Here is a 17400-nt window from a genome sequence, read left to right on the forward strand (position 1 = left end):
GCCCGACGACGTCCCAGCAGGCCCGACGGTACCGACTCGGTGGTGCTTCGCAAGTCGCCGGGCCTTTCTGGGACGGGCAGGCCCCGGGCCCGGTGCGCGTCGCGGCGCACCGGGCCCGGGGTCACCCTGGAACTCAGGCCTTGATCTCGGCCGGGGTGTCGGAAATGACGGTGCCCCGCCGCTTCGACACCACGATCGCCGCCACGATCACGGCGACCGCGACGAGCGAGATGATGATGCGGACGGCGGCGTTCTCGTCGGGACCGATCGAGAACTGCACGACGGCGGGCGCGATCAGCACGGAGACCAGGTTCATCACCTTGATCAGCGGGTTGATCGCCGGGCCGGCGGTGTCCTTGAACGGGTCACCCACGGTGTCACCGATGATGGTGGCCTCGTGCGAGGACGAGCCCTTGCCACCGTGGTTGCCGTCCTCGACCAGCTTCTTCGCGTTGTCCCACGCGCCACCCGAGTTGGCGAGGAAGATCGCCATCAGGGTGCCGCAGGCGATCGCGCCGGCCAGGTAGCCGGCGAGCGCGCCGGTGCCCAGGCCGAAGCCGACCGCGATCGGGGCGAAGACCGCCAGCAGACCCGGCGTCGTCAGCTCACGCAGCGAGTCGCGCGTGACGATGTCGACGACCTTGCCGTACTCGGGGCGGGTGGTGCCCTCCATGATCCCCGGGATGTCGCGGAACTGGCGGCGCACCTCGAAGACGACCGCGCCGGCGGCCCGGGACACCGCGTTGACCGCGAGACCGGAGAAGAGGAACACCACGGCCGCACCGACGATCACGCCGACGAGCGTGTTCGGGCTGACGACCTCGTTGATGAACGACTTCGCCGCGTCCATCCCGGTGACCACGCCGTTGCCCATGCCGGACAGCGCCTTGGTTATCGCGTCCGAGTAGGACCCGAACAGCGCCGTCGCCGCGAGGACCGCCGTGGCGATCGCGATGCCCTTGGTGATCGCCTTGGTGGTGTTGCCGACCGCGTCGAGCTCGGTCAGGATCTGCGCGGCCTTCTCGTCGACGTCACCGGACATCTCGGCGATGCCCTGCGCGTTGTCCGAAACCGGGCCGAAGGTGTCCATCGCGACGATGACGCCGACGGTGGTCAGCAGGCCGGTGCCGGCCAGCGCCACGGCGAACAGCGCGACGCCGCCGCCCAGCAGGTAGGCGCCGAACACGGCGGCGCCGATCACCAGGGCGGTGTACACAGCGGACTCGAAGCCGACCGAGATGCCGGACAGGATGACCGTCGCCGGGCCGGTTTCCGAGGTGCGGCCGACGTCCTTGACCGGCTTGTACTCGGTGCCGGTGTAGTAGCCGGTCAGCTTCAGGATGATCGCCGCGAGCACGATGCCGATGATCACCGCGACGGTCGCGATGACCGCCGGGTTGCCGCTGTTCTCGAAGCCGGCGCCGAACTCGGAGAAGCTGCTCGGCAGGTACACGAACGCCGCGATCGCCGACAGCACCGCGGAAATCACCGCGGAGATGTAGAAGGAGCGGTTGATCGTGACCAGGCCGCCCTCACCCGCGCGCGCCTTGGTGATGTAGACACCGATGACGGCGGTGATCACGCCGATGGCCGGCACGATCAGCGGGAAGATCAGGCCGTGCACGCCGAAGGCGGTGCTGCCCAGGATCAGCGCGGCGACCAGCATGACGGCGTAGGACTCGAAGAGGTCCGCGGCCATGCCGGCGCAGTCGCCGACGTTGTCGCCCACGTTGTCCGCGATGGTCGCGGCGTTGCGGGGGTCGTCCTCCGGGATGCCCTGCTCGACCTTGCCGACCAGGTCCGCGCCGACGTCGGCGGCCTTGGTGAAGATACCGCCGCCGACACGCATGAACATCGCGATCAGGGCGGCGCCGAAGCCGAAGCCCTCGAGCACCTTGGGCGCCTGGCCGGTGTAGACCAGCACGACGACCGCGGCACCGAAGAGGCCGAGGCCGACGGTGATCATGCCGACCACGCCGCCGGTGCGGAACGCGACGCGCATCGCCTTCTCGCGGCCGCCTTCCTCACGCGACGCGGCCGCGACGCGCAGGTTGGCCTGCGTCGCCAGCCACATGCCGAGGTAGCCGATCGCGAACGAGAAACCCGCACCGACCAGGAAGAAGATCGAACGGCCGATCTTCTCGTTCCAGTCGTCGGCGGGAAGGATGAAGAGCAGGAGGAACACGATCACGCCGAAGATGGCGAGAGTGTTCCGCTGCCGCTTGAGGTACGCGGCCGCGCCTTCCTGCACCGCCTTGGCGATGTCCTGCATCTTGGCGGTGCCCTGGCCTGCGGCCAGCACCTCCTTGAGCAGGACGTAGCCGATGACGAGTGCGGCAAGCGCGACCACGGCGACTACACCGACAATCGTGTAGCCACCTCCGGAGAGCGCGAGATTTCCGCCGCCCTCCGCGAGGAACTGCCGTGACATTCGTCCTCCATGAGACGTCGCCGTGCGCCAGCGTCGACGGCAAGCCGAGGGTTCGACACGGCCGGCGCTGGCATGGACCCTGTACCGAGCGACACGCTAGCCGGGCAGCAATGCACGTCTCACATGACGCTCACCACAGAGGGTGTGGATTGCGGGAGTGTATTGGTATCGCAACCAGCGTCTTCACGCCGTCCCGGTGACGGTACATTCCGTTACCTTGTGAGCCTCCTCACTTGATCGATCACCCTTTCGCCGATCCGTTGGCGCAGCTGGGGATGCCAGAACTGTCGTACCCCTGTGCCAAGCTCGGCGGGTGGACGAATCACGTGGGCAGCGGCTGCTGAGGCGGGTGACCGCCGGCATCCCGTCGCGCGAGCACCCGGTCACGCACGTCGCGGACCTGCCGGGTCGCGCCGCGCGCTACGCAGAGTGGCCGTCGTGGGCGGATCCGGCGGTCGTCGCTGCGCTGCGTGACTGCGGCGTCTCGGCGCCCTGGGCGCACCAGGCGGAGGCGGCGGCGCACGCGTACGAGGGCCGGCACGTAGTGATTTCGACCGGAACGGCATCGGGGAAGTCGCTCGCCTACCAGCTGCCGGTGCTGTCGCGGCTGGCCGCGGGCGAGAAGGCGAACGCCCTGTACCTGTCGCCGACGAAGGCGCTGGGCGCGGACCAGCTGCGTTCGGTGTCCTCTTTGGACGTGCCGGGGGTGCGGGCGGCGTCGTTCGACGGGGACACGCCGATGGCCGAGCGCGACTGGGTGCGCGCGCACGCGAACTGGGTGTTCACCAACCCGGACATGCTGCACCGCGGGATCCTCTCGGCGCACGGCCGGTGGGCCACGTTCTTCCGGCGGCTCAGCTGCGTGGTCGTCGACGAGTGCCACAGCTATCGCGGCGTCTTCGGCTCGCACGTCGCCCTGCTGCTTCGCCGGCTTCGGCGGGTGGCCGAGCACTACGGCGCTTCGCCGGTCTTCGTGCTCGCTTCGGCGACGACGGCTTCGCCGGCTTCGTTCGCCTCGCGGCTGACGGGCGTGTCTTGTGTCGCCGTGACGGAGGACGCTTCGCCGCGCGGCGCCCGGACGGTCGCGCTGTGGGAGCCGCCGCTGCTGGAGGAGCTGACCGGGGAGAACGGGGCGCCGGTCCGGCGTTCGGCCGGGGCGGAGACGTCGCGGATCCTCGCCGACCTGGTGCTGGAAGGCGCGCGGTCGCTGGCGTTCATCCGGTCGCGGCGGGGCGCGGAACTGGCGGCGCTGGGGGCGCGCCGCATTCTGTCCGAAGTGGACCCGGTGTTGTCGGAAACCGTTGCGGCGTATCGGTCTGGTTACCTGCCGGAAGAGCGTCGCGCGCTGGAGGCGGCACTGTTGTCGGGCCGGCTGCTGGGCGTCGCGACGACGAACGCGCTGGAGCTGGGCGTCGACATCGCGGGCCTGGACGCGGTGGTGCTGGCCGGTTACCCGGGCACGCTCGCCTCGTTCTGGCAGCAGGCCGGCCGGGCGGGTCGCTCCGGCGATTCGGCGCTGGTGGTGTTCGTCGCGCGGGACGACCCGCTCGACACCTACCTGGTGCACCACCCGGCGGCGCTGCTCTCGCGGCCGGTGGAGACGGCGGTGCTCGACCCCGCGAACCCGTACGTGCTGGCGCCGCAGCTCGCGTGCGCCGTCGCCGAACTGCCGCTGACGCTGCCCGAGCTGGAGGTCTTCGGCGGCGCGGCCGCCCAGGAGGTGCTGGCCGAGCTGGCGGAGCAGAAGCTGGTGCGGCGCCGGTCGAGCGGCTGGTACTGGACGTCGCGGGACCGGCCGCACGCCGAAGTCGGCATCCGCGGCACCGGCGGGGAGCAGATCGCGGTGGTCGAGGCGGACTCCGGCCGGATGCTCGGAACGGTCGACCCGGGGTCGGCCTGCTTCGCCGTGCACCCCGGCGCGGTGTACCTGCACCAGGGGTCGTCGTACGTCGTCGACGAGCTGGACCTGGACCAGGGGCTGGCACTGGTCCACGCGGAGAACCCGGACTGGACGACGACGCCGCGCGAGATCGTGGACATCTCGGTGCTGGGCACCCAGGAAAAGCAGGACTTCGGCGGGGTGAGCGTCTGCCTCGGCGAGGTGGCCGTGACGTCGCAGGTGGTCGGGTACCTGCGACGACGGCCGTCCGGGGAGGTCCTGGACCACACGCCGCTCGATCTGCCGGAGCAGAGCCTGCGGACCCGTGCGGTCTGGTACACGGTGTCGTCTTCGCTGCTCGGTTCCGGCGACTCGGCTGGTTCGGTTGGTTCCGCTGGTTCGGATGGCGAGGTGGGGACCGGGGGCCATCGGGTGGGGACCGAATCTGCGGGGCCGGTGGGGACCGGGGAGGAGACCCAGGCGAACGGTCGGGGGCCCGTTCGCGAGGGTGGCAGGACACCGGGGGGTGCCGGATTGGTTCCGGCACGGGTCCCCGGTGCCCTGCATGCCGCCGAGCACGCGGCGATCGGCCTGCTACCGCTGTTCGCTACGTGCGACCGGTGGGACATCGGCGGGGTGAGTACCGCGTGGCACGAAGACACCGGGGAGGCGACGGTGTTCGTGCATGACGGGCATCCCGGGGGTGCGGGATTTGCCGAACGCGGTTATGCCGCGATTGTCCCGTGGCTGGCCGCAACGCGGGAGGCGATCGTCTCCTGCGAGTGCCCGACGGGATGCCCGTCCTGCGTCCAGTCGCCGAAGTGCGGGAACGGCAACGAGCCGCTGGACAAGGCGGGGGCGGTGGCTGTACTGGACACCGTGCTCGGGGCGTTGCGTCAACACGGTGCCTAGAACGGCCACTTGGTGGTCCATGGAGTTGTGTCCTGCTCCGCCTCGGCCGGGCTGGGACCGGCCGGCGGCGGTGGTCCGGTTTCAGGCCGCGGTGGTCTGGACCAGCTGCGGGGCTTCGGCGCCGGCCAGCGCACGGACGAGCACGTCGTGCACCTCGGCGGCGTCCGGCAGCTGCCAGCCGCAGACCTCGGGCTTGACGCGCCAGTGCACGACACCATGCTGGAACGGCGACGGCGGCAGCGGGATGTAGCTGTCCTTGCCGTGCCACTGGATGCCGGCGCGCGAGGCCAGCTCGGCCGGCACGTGGTCGGCGACGGTGGTCAGGAAGAGCCAGCGGCCGTTCGGCAGCGCGATGATCGGCGCGGGGTGGCCGATGGCGCGGAGGAGGCGGCAGGCGCGCTTGCCGATTTCGTCGTCGACCTCGATGGCGTCGAGCACGGTGCCGGTGGCGACGAGCAGGCTGTGGGTGCGGTCGGAGAACCAGGTGGCGACTTCGTGGGCGTGGGTGCCGATCTGCTCACGCCAGGCGTCGATGGCCGGAACCGGACGGCGCCAGGTGAGGTCGTCGCCACCGGTGAGCGGAGCGGGGTCGACACCCGGGAGCACCGGCCAGCCGCGCCAAGCGAGACCGATCGCCTCCGCCCGCAGTTCGATGCGGAAGGCACCGCGCCAGCTGTCCGGCCAATTCGCGTCCAACATCAGTGTTTCCTGCCTTCAAGTTCCGGTTCTCCGCGACCCCGTGGTGTCGCACATCTCACTTAACGGCAAGTTGCACATTGCCCGGAACCCCCGCGCGACAACCGGTGGTTACGAGGCGATGAACGCCCAGTGATCCGTACGGCCCGACCGAACCCCCGGGCGCGGATGGACGGCGAACGGCGACCGCACACGGACCGTTCGTCGCGGCAAACTCCGGGATCCGCGGGGTTTGCCGCCGCTCGTCCGGGGCGGTGGAGACGCCGCTTCGGCCCAGGTGAGCAGCCGATTCGACCGCTCGCCGTGCACCAACGACCGCTGCCCGTGACAATCGGCCGCTCATCGCCCGCACGCGCGGATCAGCCGGTCACCGCCCCATACCGACCGGTCGGCGTCCGCCGGGCGGCTCGGGTCGAGCGTGGTTGCGCTGTCGCCGAGGCGCGACGGGGCTGAGGGGTGGGTACCTCGGTGAGCGGGGCTCGCGGGTGGGAGCCGCTGTCGCGGGTGTCGTGGATGGGCGACGAGCATCACCCGTGCGCGAGAGTTGTCGCGGGTGCGCGACGGGTGTCACGGATGGGCGACAGGCATCGCCGAGCACGGCAGGTGTCGCGGGTGTGCGACAGGCATCGCCGAGCACGGCAGGTGTCGCGGGTGCGCGACAGGCATCGCCGAGCACGGCAGGTGTCGCGGTTGCGCGACGGAAGTCGCGGACGGGCGACGGGTGTCGCAGGTGCGCGATGACGGGCTGCGTGCGGCAGCTCCCCCTGGGTGGCGGATGGAGCGTGCCGCCGAGGCCGCGCGTCGGTTCAGCCGCGCACGAGGCGGAGGGCATGCCGCCGCGGCGCGCGTCGGGTTCAGCCGTGGGGTGGGCGGATGGGCGTGCTGCCGAGGTTGTCCGTCGAGATTGCCGGGGCTGAACGTGCTGGTTCGGCCGCCGGGCCTGCGCGGGCGTGGGCGGAGGGTCTTGGCAAGCCCGCGATCGCCGGGGTGCTTGCCTCGACCTCGACCAGTGCGTCGAGCTGTTGCCAGCGGCAGGTCCGGAGCGTCACTCGCATCCGGTCGGCCACCCATCTTGCGCGCTCGCATGCGCGGACCGGGCCTTCGCTCGCGTGGGAGGCCGCCGCCAGGGCGCCCAGGTCGGCCGCTGACTCCGCTCGGTGGCGCGCCATCACCGTCGCCCCTAGCCACATCGCCAGCGTTGCCACGACCGTCAGGGCCGCCACCGCCATGGCCGTCCAGATGGTGGCCGCTCCTCTGTCGGGGACCTGACTGTCAGCCATTCGTCACCTCCGTGCCCGGCTCGGCCACCGCGTAGGCCGTTGCGTCGAGGTGGATGTCCGGGAGGAAGCCGGCCGCCGGATGGGCCGTCACCTTGGCCGTTATCTCGTCGCCGATTTGCTCGAACGCCAGGTCCGCGCCCGGTGGGCCGATCCGGTGGACCGCGGCCGTTGCCTCCTGCGGCTGGCCTCTGGCCAGCAGGCGCGCCGCCTCGCGGGCCGCGTCCGTGCAGCGCAGCTGGCTTGTCAGCACGGCCAGCGCCGCGACCAGGAGGACCGTCACCACCGTCAGGCCGGCCAAGCCGAGTGCTGCCTCGACCGTCACCGAGCCCTCGTCCCTGTGCCTCATGACGGCACCGCCAAGGCCTTCATGACCAGGTTCGTCAGCCATGAGACGACCGAGTCCCCGGTGAGCAAGGAATAGAGGACGGCGGCGAAGGCCGCGACGGCGACCGTGACGATGGCGTACTCGACCGTCGTGGAACCGTCGTCCGAGCGGAAGCGGCGGCGGAACGCGCGCATGGGGTTTCCCTTCCTATGGGTTCGTGGTCAGAACAGCGGGCCGAGCCGTCCCGCGAGGCCGAGGACGACCGGCAGCACGCCCAGGCAGAAGAAGGCCGGCAGGAAACACAGACCGACCGGCAGAGCCAGCGTCACCCCGGCCTTCTCGGCCCGCTCCTCGGCTTCGGTGGCCAGCTCGTCGCGGAACCGCCCGGCGAGGTCGCCGGCCGCCGTGGCGAAGGCCGCGCCCGACCGGGACGTCCGGATCGCCGCGGCGGCCAGCTCGCCGAGGCCCGGGACGGCCCGCACCGGCGCCCACGCCTCGTCCGGCCGGGAGCCGAGGGCGAGCAGTCCGGCCGTCGAGCTCAGCGCCGCCCTCGCCGCCGCGGGCGCCGCACCGGCCACGGCCTCCAGTGCCGAAGGCACCGGCAGCCCGGCGCGCAGGCAGGCGGCGAGGAGGTCGAGTGTTCCCGCCAGCCGCAGCTTGGCGGCGATGTCGACGGCCGGTGATCGTGGCCGCCGGCTGCGGCGGATCGCCCACCACCCGGTTGCCGTCACGATCGTGCCTGCCACCACTCCGGTGACCCCGCCGACCAGCACCGCTGTCGAGACTCCGCCCACTGCCGCCGCGATGGGCGGTAGTGCGCGGTGCCCCTTGCGGACGGGCTTCGGGCCGTCGGTCAGCCGGGCGAAGCGCCGCGCGATGGTTTCGTCCGGCCAGCTCAGCAGGGCCCCGGCGAAGAAGAGGAGCGCGATCGCGGTCATCGGATTCGCACCCGTCCGGTCAGGGCCCGGCACCAGGCCGTGCCCGCCCAGAGCAGGAGGCACCCGGCGACCAGCAGCACCTGGCCCGGCGTGCTGCCGGTCAGCACGGGCAGCGGCGCCGCGCCCATGGCCTCCCCCAGCAGCACGCACAGGACCGGCAGCCCGGTGAGCACCGCCGCGCTCGCGCGGGGCCCGGCGAGCTTCGCGCGCATCCGGCGGGCGAACGCCACGCCTGCCTCGGCGTCGCGGCGGGCCGCGTCGAGGACGTCGGCCATCGGGAGGCCGTGGCGTTGGCCCAACGTCCAGGCCGCGGCCAGGTGCGGCAGCGCCGGCGCGTGCAGCTCGGTGTCGAGCCTGGCCGCCATCGCCAGGGCGCGGAGGTCTCCCGCCAGCGCTGGGACCACGTCCGCGGCGGCTTCTGCCGCCGTGACCGGGTGGGCGCCGGCTCGGAGCTCGGCGACCATCGTCCGCAACGCGGTCGCGGTGTGGATGGCCATCGCCAGGTCCGCGGTAGCCCGGTGGTGGGCTCGCCACTCCTGGCTCCAAGCCAGCGTCAGCACACCGGCGGCGATCGCGCCGCCCGCTCCCGCCAGCAAGCCGGCGAGGGCAGTCGGCAGCAGCCAGCGGACGGCGCGCCACCCGTGGAGCTTCCGGATGGTGGCCGTCGGCGAGATCATGACCTGGAACCGGCTCGGCGCCGCGGGCCAGCAGGCCAGGGCCGCGCCCACGCACAGCGGCGGCAGCCACGGGGTGATCATCGCCGCCTCCTTCGATTGCGCGGGAAGGCGTTCAGCAGCAACGAAATCCGCACCAGCAGAAGACTCAGCACGCGATCGCCCCCGATGTCGGGAAGAGGTGCCGGTCAACCGTCCACCGGCCCGCGCGCCACACCGGCACGACCCGAGCCCGGCCGTGTTCGGGGCGGAGGACACCGACCTCGGCGAGGCGACGGCGGCCACCCGGTTCGCGCCGCATGTGCAGCACCACGCGGATCGCGGCGACGAGCTGGCTGTGCACGGCATCGCGGCCGAGGCCGCCGAGCGCCGCCAGCGCCTCGATGCGAGCGGGCACCTCCGCCGGGGAGTTGGCGTGGATGGTGCAGGCGCCGCCGTCGTGGCCGGTGTTGAGCGCGGTGAGCAGTGCGCCGACTTCGGCGCCGCGGACTTCGCCGACCACGAGCCGGTCAGGGCGCATGCGCAGCGCCTGGCGCACGAGCTCGGGCAGGCCGACCGCGCCCGCACCCTCCACATTGGGCGGACGGGCGACGAGGCTGACGAACTGCGGGTGCGCGGGCTGCAGCTCGCCGGCGTCCTCGACGCAGACGATGCGTTCGCCCGGGTCGACGGCGCCGAGCAGCGCGGCCAAGAGCGTGGTTTTGCCCGCGCCCGTGCCGCCGGTGACGAGGAATGCCGCGCGCCTCGAGACGACGTTGCGGAGCAGCTTGGCTCCGGCCTCGTCGAACGCGCCGAGTTCGCCGAGGGCAGTGAGGTCGTGCGTCGCCGGGCGCAGGACGCGGAGGGACAGGCAGGTGCCGCCGGCCGCGATCGGCGGGAGCACGGCGTGCACGCGGATGCGGCCGTGGGGGCCGGTACCCGGAAGCCAGCCGTCCACGTAGGGCTGCGCGTCGTCGAGGCGGCGTCCGGCTGCGAGGGCGAGGCGCTGGGCCAAGCGGCGGACGGATTCTTCGCCTTTGAAGCGGATCCCGGTGCGGGTGAGGCCTTGCGGGCCGTCGGTCCAGACCTCGGCCGGGCCGGTGACGAGCACGTCGGTGGTCGCCGGGTCGTCGAGGAGCGGGGCGAGCGGGCCGGCCCCGACGAACTCGTCGCGGGCTTGGCGGGCCGCGTCGAGCACGGCGTCGTGGCCGAGGGCACCGCCCGCTTCGGCGCGGACGGCGGTCGCGACGGCGACCGGATCGGCTCGGCGGCGGTCGCCCGCGAGACGGTTGCGGACGCGGTCCACGAAGTCGGTGGTCATGGGGTTGCCCGTCTTGGTCGGTGCGTGGGTTGCGGGATGGCCGGTGGGTGGTCGCGTGCTGCAGTGACGCGGGTACCGGGCGGCGGGTCGGCGCGCGAAGTGGAACGCGCCGGTGTGGCAGAGCGGCGGACTGCCGAGCAGCCGCCGCGTGCTGCGGTGACGCGAGTGCCAGGCGGTGGGTCGGCGCGCGGGGTGAGGCGCGGCGGTGTGGAAGGGCGCCGGATCGCCGAGTGGCCGCCGCGTGCTGCGGTGACGCGAGTGCCGGGCGGCGGGTCGGGGCGCGGTGGCGTGGCAGAGCGGCGGATCGCCGACTCGCCACCGCGCGCTGCAGTGACGCGAGTGCCAGGCGGCGGGTCGGCGCGCGAAGTGGAGCTCGGTGGCGTGGCAGAGCGGCGGATCGCCGACTCGCCACCGCGCGCTGCAGTGACGCGAGTGCCAGGCGGCGGGTCGGCGCGCGGAGCGGAGCGCGGCGGTGTGGCAGCGTGGTCCCCGTGCGCTGCGGTGACGCGGGTGCCTGGCGACAGGCGTGAGCAAGCCGAAGGCTCCGGCTCGGGCTGTAGCAGTGCTGAGAACGCTTCCGCTCTTGCCGGGGCTCGGGTCAGGAGGCTGATGACCGTTGGCAGCAACAGGTCCGACACCCTCGTCGGGGCGGTTTTGGTGCGGAGACCGGCCGCTGTGGGGGTCATCGGGCGGCCGCCTGGGCTTCGCGGCGGGCTGTCTGAAGGATCTGCGCGGCCGTTGTCGCCAGTGGGCCTCTTGGTTTCGTGGGGAACTCCGCGCGCTCCACGGCTCCCCAGAGGTTGCGCTCCGGGGGCATTGAGGCCATCAGGGGTGGGCCGATCAGGGTTTCCGTGGTCACGGACGGGTCCTTCGAGTGTCCACATGCCACGATGCCGATGCGCGCCGTCAGCTTCGACAGGCGTCCCAGGACCTTCTTCGCCGCCAGGCAGGCTCGGAACTCCATCGGCACCATCAGCAGGACCAGGTCGGCCCTCAGCGCCACCTCCTCGGCCGCCTCGTCGAGACTGCGCGGGAGGTCGCACACCACAGTCCGGCCCGCGCGGCGGCCTGCGGTCAGGATCGCCGACAACGACTCGACGTCCGGGCCCTTGCCTTCGGGGCCGGAGGCGAGCACCGGGAGGCTGCTGCCGCGGTGGCTTCGCTGTGGGAGGGCCGCCGCCAGTGAGGAGACCGATGCCCGGCCGCTCAGCTGGACGTCCGGCCAGCGTGTTCCGGGCGTCTTTTCCAAGCCGAGCAACACATCCAGACCGCCGCTGAGGGGGTCGCAGTCCAGCAGCAACGCGCCTCCCGGGTCGCGGGCGGCCGTCAGCGCCAGGGTGGCCGCGAACACCGACGCGCCCGCGCCGCCGCGGCCGCCGACCACGCCGAGGACCAGGCCGGGTTGCTCCGCCGGTGTTTCAACGACGTCCGCGAACGCGCCGGCCAACGCGGTTTCCTCGTCGGGCAACGAGATCACGCGCTCCACGCCGCCGCGGAACGCGTGCTCCCACGTCTCCGGACCCGGGCTGCCCTTGCAGACCAGCAGGACCCCGCCGCGCGGGGGCAGGGCCGGTGGGTGCCGCACGGCTTCTTCGTCGAGGACCACCAGCGGCGCTCGGGCCCAGCGCCCGCTCGCCGCTGTCAGGTCCGGTGCGCTGTCGAGCTCGCAGCCCGCGACCGCGGCCACGCGCAGTATCTCGTCGAGCACGGTTTCGTCCGCGGCGATCACCAGCGGTCGTTCCCCCGTCATGCGTTCCTCCCCCGTCGTCGGTGCGGGCCGTGGGTGGCCCGGGTTCCACCGTCGCGGGCGGGGATGGGGCGGCACAACGGGTCGGGCGGCCGGCTGTGGACAACCGGGGTGTTGTGGACAACTGCCGCCCGTGCGCCCCTTTCGAACCGGTTCCGTGGGTGGCACGTGGCAGGATCGACGCATCTGCGGTGGAAATGAGCACGGATATCCGCACGCGAAGATTCCGTGCGCTTCGCGATCGATGATTCACAAGGCGATGGGAAAGGCCGAAGGTAAGCGGAAGGCAAAAAGGTCTCGGCGCGAAAACCGGAAACCGAACCGGGAAAGGCAATCGGGAGGTAAGAGGGCGGCCCCCGCCAGGGGGGAGGGACGGGGGCCGCCGTGGGTTCAGCCCCGGGGGGTCGGACTGAACCGGCCCGGTTGGACACCGGGCTCCCTCACTGTAACTCCGCCCGGCGCCGGTTCGCGCATCGGATGAGGCACACAGTTCGATAACGGCACAGCCCGCCCGAAGTGCCTGCCTGTCATGGATTTTCCGCCCGGCGCGACGCGCGTGTGGTGGATCAACGGGACGCCCCGCGATCAAGCTCCTATCCTGGGCGGGTGGCCGAACCGAGCAGCGCGCCGTCGCGCATCCGGAAGCCGGGCCCGGAGCACGCGGTGGCCGCGTTCTTCGACCTGGACAAGACGATCATCGCTTCGTCGAGCGCGCTGGCGTTCAGCAAGCCCCTCCTCAAAGAAGGGTTGATCAACCGTCGCGCGGCGTTGCGAAGCGCATACGCGCAGCTTGTGTTCTCACTCGCGGGTGCTGATGAGAACAAAACCGAGCGGCTGCGCGCCGAAGTTTCCGCGCTGTGCGCCGGCTGGGACGTCGCCCAGGTTTCGGCGATCGTGCGCGAGACGCTGCACGACGTCGTCGACCCGCTCGTGTACGCGGAGGCGGCGGAGCTGATCGCGCGTCACCGCGAAGACGGGCACGACGTGATCGTGCTGTCGGCGACCGGCGAAGAGGTCGTCGCGCCGGTGGCGGAGATGCTCGGCGCGACCCGGAGCGTGGCCACGCGGATGCAGATCGTCGACGGCCGCTACTCCGGCGAAGTCGACTTCTACTGCTATGGGGCCAACAAGGCCGTCGCTGCGAAGCAACTCGCCGCTACGTACGGCTACGACCTCGCCGAGTGCTTCGCCTACACCGACTCGAGCACCGACATCCCGCTGCTCGAGGTCGTCGGGCACCCGCACGCGGTCAACCCGGACAAGCTCCTGCGGCGGGAGGCACTCGAGCGCGGCTGGCCGATCCTGGCCTTCGACCGGCCGATGTCGCTGCGCACCCGGATCCCGACGCGATCGGCCGGAATGGTGGCCCTCGGCGTCGGCGCGGTGGCCGCCGGAGCGACCTGGTACGGCCTCAGCCGTCGCCGTCGGTCGCGCTAACCGGACACCCGCCACCCACACGGCCGTACGGCCTCCGCTTTGCTTGGCCCAGCCCCGAATTGTCCGTCGCGGAGGGTGCCCGTGTCACCCGATCCAGCCTCTGTACCGGTGCACCCGTCCGCGCACTTGAAGTGACCGGGCTCACGGCGTAGAAAGTAGGTGCGGACGTTCGGTCGGCCAGGGAACAGGTAGAAGAGAAGCCTGTTCCACCCCGGCAAACCTCCGTGCGCGGACTCCGGGTACCCACGCGCAGCGCGCCGCGGGAGGCTCGTCGTCTAGGGACTGCGTAGTGGGACGCCACACGCCGAGTCCATGTAGGTACGACCAGAGTTGCACGCTTGGTCGCCCGAGAAGTTCGCGCTTGCAGGCGGCGCCCGTGGCTTCGGCTACGGGCGCCGCCTCGTCTATTTGGGGGGTCGTGCCGGCGCAGGAGACGGGCGGGCCGGGGCATCTCACGTGACTGGCAGGGCATCACGCGTGATTGGGGAGTCGACACGCGTGATTGGGGGGTCGACACGCGTGATTGGGGGGTCGACACGCGTGATTGAAGGGTCGACACGGGCGGTGGGTTTGCTACCGATCCGGGTACGACTGGCGCGTTCGTGCGGTCGGCCGATGGACATCGCCGGATTCGGTGAGTAGCTTCCCGATACTGGCGCCTCCGAGTGGACTTCTCACGTCCGACGGCGCCCGCTACTTTCTGGGAGGCTGAGTCGTGACGACCCGAAATCGGAGGTTCCATGCGCTCGCCCTGCCCGTCGTGGGGGTGCTCGCCTTCACCGGTGTGGGTGTCGCGACCGCGGCGAGTGCACCGAGCGTGAGCGTGGACGCGCAGGCCGAGGCCGCCGCGACGCAGGCCCTGCGCGGGCTGACGCTCGAGCAGAAGGTCGGGCAGCTGTTCGTCACCTGGGTGAACGGCAAGACCGCCGACGAGGTCAACCCGAAGAACCAGGTCGACTTCGGCGTCGACACCCCCGCGCAGGTCGTCGCGAAGTACCACCTCGGCGGGGTCATCTACTTCAACAACGACTCGCGCGACAACTTCGACGATCCCGTGCAGGTCGCCAAGCTGTCCAACGGCCTCCAGAAGGCCGCCGTCACGAGCGGGGCGCACATCCCGCTGCAGATCGCCGCCGACCAGGAAGGCGGCACCGTCACGCGGATGGGCGCGCCGGCCACCGAGTTCCCGAACGCCATGGCCATTTCCGCCGGGCGGGACACGAACCGGGCGACGCAGGCCGCCACCATCCTCGGCCGGGAGCTGCGGGCCGTCGGCATCAACCAGGACTTCGCGCCCGATTCGGACGTCAACTCCAACCCCGTCAACCCGGTCATCGGCGTCCGGTCCTTCTCCGGGCAGCCCGGCCTGGCCGGCGACTTCGTCACGGCCGAGGTCAAGGGCTTCGAGAAGTCCGTCGCGGCGACGGCCAAGCACTTCCCCGGCCACGGCGCCGCGCCGACCGACAGCCACACCGGGCTGCCGCGCATCGACAGCACCGAGGCGCAGTGGCGGGCCACCGACGTGCCGCCGTTCAAGGCCGCCATCAAGGCCGGCGTCGACTCGATCATGACCGCGCACATCCAGTTCCCCAGCCTCGACCCGTCGCTCGAACCCGCGACGCTGTCGAAGCCGATCGTCACCGGGAAGCTGCGCGGCGAACTCGGCTACGACGGCGTCGTCATCACCGACTCGCTCGAAATGCAGGGCGTGCGCGAGCTGCACAGCGACGCCGAGATCCCCGTCCTCGCCTTGAAGGCCGGTGTCGACCAGCTGCTCATGCCGGTGCACCTCGACGTCGCCATCGACTCGGTCCTCGCCGCGGTGAAGTCCGGTGACATCCCGATGCGGCGGATCGACCAGAGCGTGCTGCGCGTGCTCAAGCTCAAGTTCAAGAGCGGCATCCTCTTCTCGCCGTTCGTCGACCCGAACCGGGTGATGAAGACCGTCGGCACGCCGTCGAACCTCGCGACCGCCCAGGACATCGCCGACCGCGGCATCACGGCCGTCGCGAACGACGCCGGTCTCCTGCCCCTGAAGCAGAAGCCCGCGACCACGCTCGTCACCGGCTGGGGCGTCTCCACGACCACGACCCTCGCGCAGAAGCTGACCGCCCACGGCACGGCCGCGACGGCCTACCAGACCGGTCAGACGCCGACGGACGCCCAGGTCGCGCAGGCCGTCGCCAAGGCACAGACCGCCGACCTCGTGGTCGTGCTGACGAACAACATCGCCACCTACCCCCTGCAGACCAAGCTGCTCGACGCCCTCCAGGCCACCGGGAAGCCGGTCGTCGCGGTCGCCGCGCAGATCCCGTACGACGCCGGCTACCCGAGCGCGGTGAAGACGTGGCTGGCCACCTACGGCTACATCGGGCCGACCCTGGAGGCGCTGGCCAAGGTCATCCTCGGCGAGACGAAACCGGTCGGGAAGCTGCCGGTCGACATCCCGGCGGGCGCCGACGTGCAGACCGTGAAGTACCCCTTCGGCCACGGGCTGACCTGGTGAACCTCAACCGGCGGCACTTCCTCGGCGCGAGCGCGCTCGCCGTCCCCGTGCTGGCGGGCGGCTCGGCCGTCGCCGGAGCCCAACCCGAAGCAGCGGAGAAAGCCGACCGGGTCCTCACCGGCGCGGAGCAGCTGGCCGCGCAGGGCTGGCGCTCCCTCACAGGCCGCAAGCTGGGCGTGCTGTCGAACCCGACCGGCGTCCTGCTGAACGGCGACCACATCGTCGACTCGATGGTCGCCGCCGGCGTGAAACCGGTGGCGGCCTTCGGCCCGGAACACGGCTTCCGCGGCAGCGCGCAGGCCGGCGGCTCCGAAGGCGACTACACCGACCCTCGCACCGGCGTCCCGGTCTACGACGCGTACGGCGTCGACGCGGCGAAGCTGGCTTCGCTGTTCACCAAGGCGGGCGTCGACACGGTCGTCTTCGACATCGCCGACGTCGGCGCGCGCTTCTACACCTACATCTGGTCGCTCTACACCGCGATGGTGGCCGCGGCGCAGGTCGAAGCCGCCTTCGTCGTGCTCGACCGGCCGAACCCGCTCGGCGGCCGCGCGGCCGGGCCGGTGCTCGACCCGAAGTTCGCCTCCGGGATCGGGCGGCAGCCGATCGCGCAGCAGCACGGCATGACCGTCGGCGAGCTCGCCCGCTTCTTCGGCGGGGAGTTCCTGCCGGGTGAAGAGCTGAAGCTCGACGTCGTCCAGGTCCGCGGCTGGCAGCGCGACACGCTCTTCGCGCAAACCCGGCTGAACTGGGTGCTGCCGAGCCCGAACATGCCGACGCCGGACACCGCGCTCGTCTACCCGGGCACCGGGATGTTCGAGGGCACGGTGTTCTCCGAGGGCCGCGGCACGACCCGGCCGTTCGAGATCATCGGCGCGCCCGGGCTCGACTGGCGCTGGCGCGAGAAGCTCGAAGACGAGCAGCTGCCCGGAGCGAAGTTCCGCGAGACCTACTTCGTCCCGACGTTCAGCAAGTTCGTCAACCAGACGTGCGGCGGCGTGCAGCTGTCCGTCAGCGACCCACGTGCCTTCGACGCGATCCGGACCGCGGTCGCCATGCTCGTCACGGCGAAGGCCCTGCACCCGGAGGTGTTCGCCTGGCGGCCCGACAACTACATCGACAAGCTGTCCGGGTCCGACCGGCTCCGGACCATGATCGACGCCGGCGCGGGCGTCGACGAGGTCACCGGCGCCTGGCGGGCCGAGCTGGCCGGGTTCGACCGGAGACGCCGCCACTACCTGCTCTACCACTGAGGGGGAGACTCGTGCGTGCTAG

At 71.7% G+C, this 17400-nt stretch carries 13 protein-coding genes; 4 read left to right on the forward strand and 9 right to left on the reverse strand.

Translation table 11 applies throughout. From position 1 onward, the window contains the following. Positions 1–133: 133 nt before the first annotated feature. On the reverse strand, positions 134–2431 hold the full coding sequence (locus H5965_RS09655; protein WP_310969143.1) for a sodium-translocating pyrophosphatase: 2298 nt from the start codon (positions 2429–2431) through the stop codon (positions 134–136). 349 nt (positions 2432–2780) lie between these two features. On the opposite strand from H5965_RS09655, the gene H5965_RS09660 reads away from it, so the two are divergent. After that, entirely contained in the window at positions 2781–5222 is a 2442-nt protein-coding gene (locus tag H5965_RS09660) for a DEAD/DEAH box helicase (RefSeq protein WP_310969675.1), read from the forward strand. Positions 5223–5303: 81 nt separating this feature from the next. On the opposite strand, the gene H5965_RS09665 is transcribed toward H5965_RS09660, so the two are convergent. From H5965_RS09665 to ssd, 8 genes are all read right to left on the reverse strand, one after another. Further along, complete coding sequence (locus H5965_RS09665; RefSeq protein ID WP_310969144.1) at positions 5304–5921, reverse strand: bifunctional DNA primase/polymerase; 618 nt, start codon at positions 5919–5921, stop codon at positions 5304–5306. An 851-nt stretch (positions 5922–6772) separates the two neighbouring features. Next, positions 6773–7198: an Rv3654c family TadE-like protein gene (locus H5965_RS09670; protein WP_310969146.1), complete on the reverse strand. Its 426-nt coding sequence runs from the start codon at positions 7196–7198 to the stop codon at positions 6773–6775. After that, positions 7191–7520: a TadE family type IV pilus minor pilin gene (locus H5965_RS09675; protein WP_310969676.1), complete on the reverse strand. Its 330-nt coding sequence runs from the start codon at positions 7518–7520 to the stop codon at positions 7191–7193. Before H5965_RS09675 ends, H5965_RS09670 begins: the two co-directional genes overlap by 8 nt. A gap of 20 nt (positions 7521–7540) precedes the next feature. Further along, positions 7541–7717, reverse strand: coding sequence for a DUF4244 domain-containing protein (locus tag H5965_RS09680; protein WP_310969148.1), 177 nt, complete (start codon positions 7715–7717; stop codon positions 7541–7543). Positions 7718–7744: 27 nt separating this feature from the next. Beyond that, positions 7745–8461, reverse strand: a complete 717-nt coding sequence (locus tag H5965_RS09685) for a type II secretion system F family protein (RefSeq protein WP_310969150.1) — start codon at positions 8459–8461, stop codon at positions 7745–7747. Beyond that, positions 8458–9219, reverse strand: a complete 762-nt coding sequence (locus H5965_RS09690) for a type II secretion system protein (protein ID WP_310969152.1) — start codon at positions 9217–9219, stop codon at positions 8458–8460. Before H5965_RS09690 ends, H5965_RS09685 begins: the two co-directional genes overlap by 4 nt. A gap of 64 nt (positions 9220–9283) precedes the next feature. Continuing rightward, on the reverse strand, positions 9284–10435 hold the full coding sequence (locus H5965_RS09695; RefSeq protein ID WP_310969154.1) for a TadA family conjugal transfer-associated ATPase: 1152 nt from the start codon (positions 10433–10435) through the stop codon (positions 9284–9286). 682 nt (positions 10436–11117) lie between these two features. Beyond that, a complete protein-coding gene (gene ssd / locus H5965_RS09700) occupies positions 11118–12185 on the reverse strand; it encodes a septum site-determining protein Ssd (protein WP_310969156.1) in 1068 nt (355 codons plus the stop codon). Between the two features lie 603 nt (positions 12186–12788). Here ssd and H5965_RS09705 point away from each other — a divergent pair. From H5965_RS09705 to H5965_RS09715, 3 genes are all read left to right on the forward strand, one after another. Further along, positions 12789–13619, forward strand: coding sequence for an HAD family hydrolase (locus H5965_RS09705; protein WP_310969158.1), 831 nt, complete (start codon positions 12789–12791; stop codon positions 13617–13619). Positions 13620–14385: 766 nt separating this feature from the next. After that, positions 14386–16125, forward strand: a complete 1740-nt coding sequence (locus H5965_RS09710) for a glycoside hydrolase family 3 N-terminal domain-containing protein (protein WP_310969678.1) — start codon at positions 14386–14388, stop codon at positions 16123–16125. Next, entirely contained in the window at positions 16122–17378 is a 1257-nt protein-coding gene (locus H5965_RS09715) for a DUF1343 domain-containing protein (protein WP_310969160.1), read from the forward strand. The genes H5965_RS09710 and H5965_RS09715 overlap by 4 nt, the downstream gene beginning before the upstream one ends. Positions 17379–17400 lie beyond the last annotated feature (22 nt).

This window comes from Amycolatopsis sp. 505 (assembly GCF_031625235.1).
In the GTDB taxonomy this organism is placed as follows: Bacteria; Actinomycetota; Actinomycetes; order Mycobacteriales; family Pseudonocardiaceae; genus Amycolatopsis.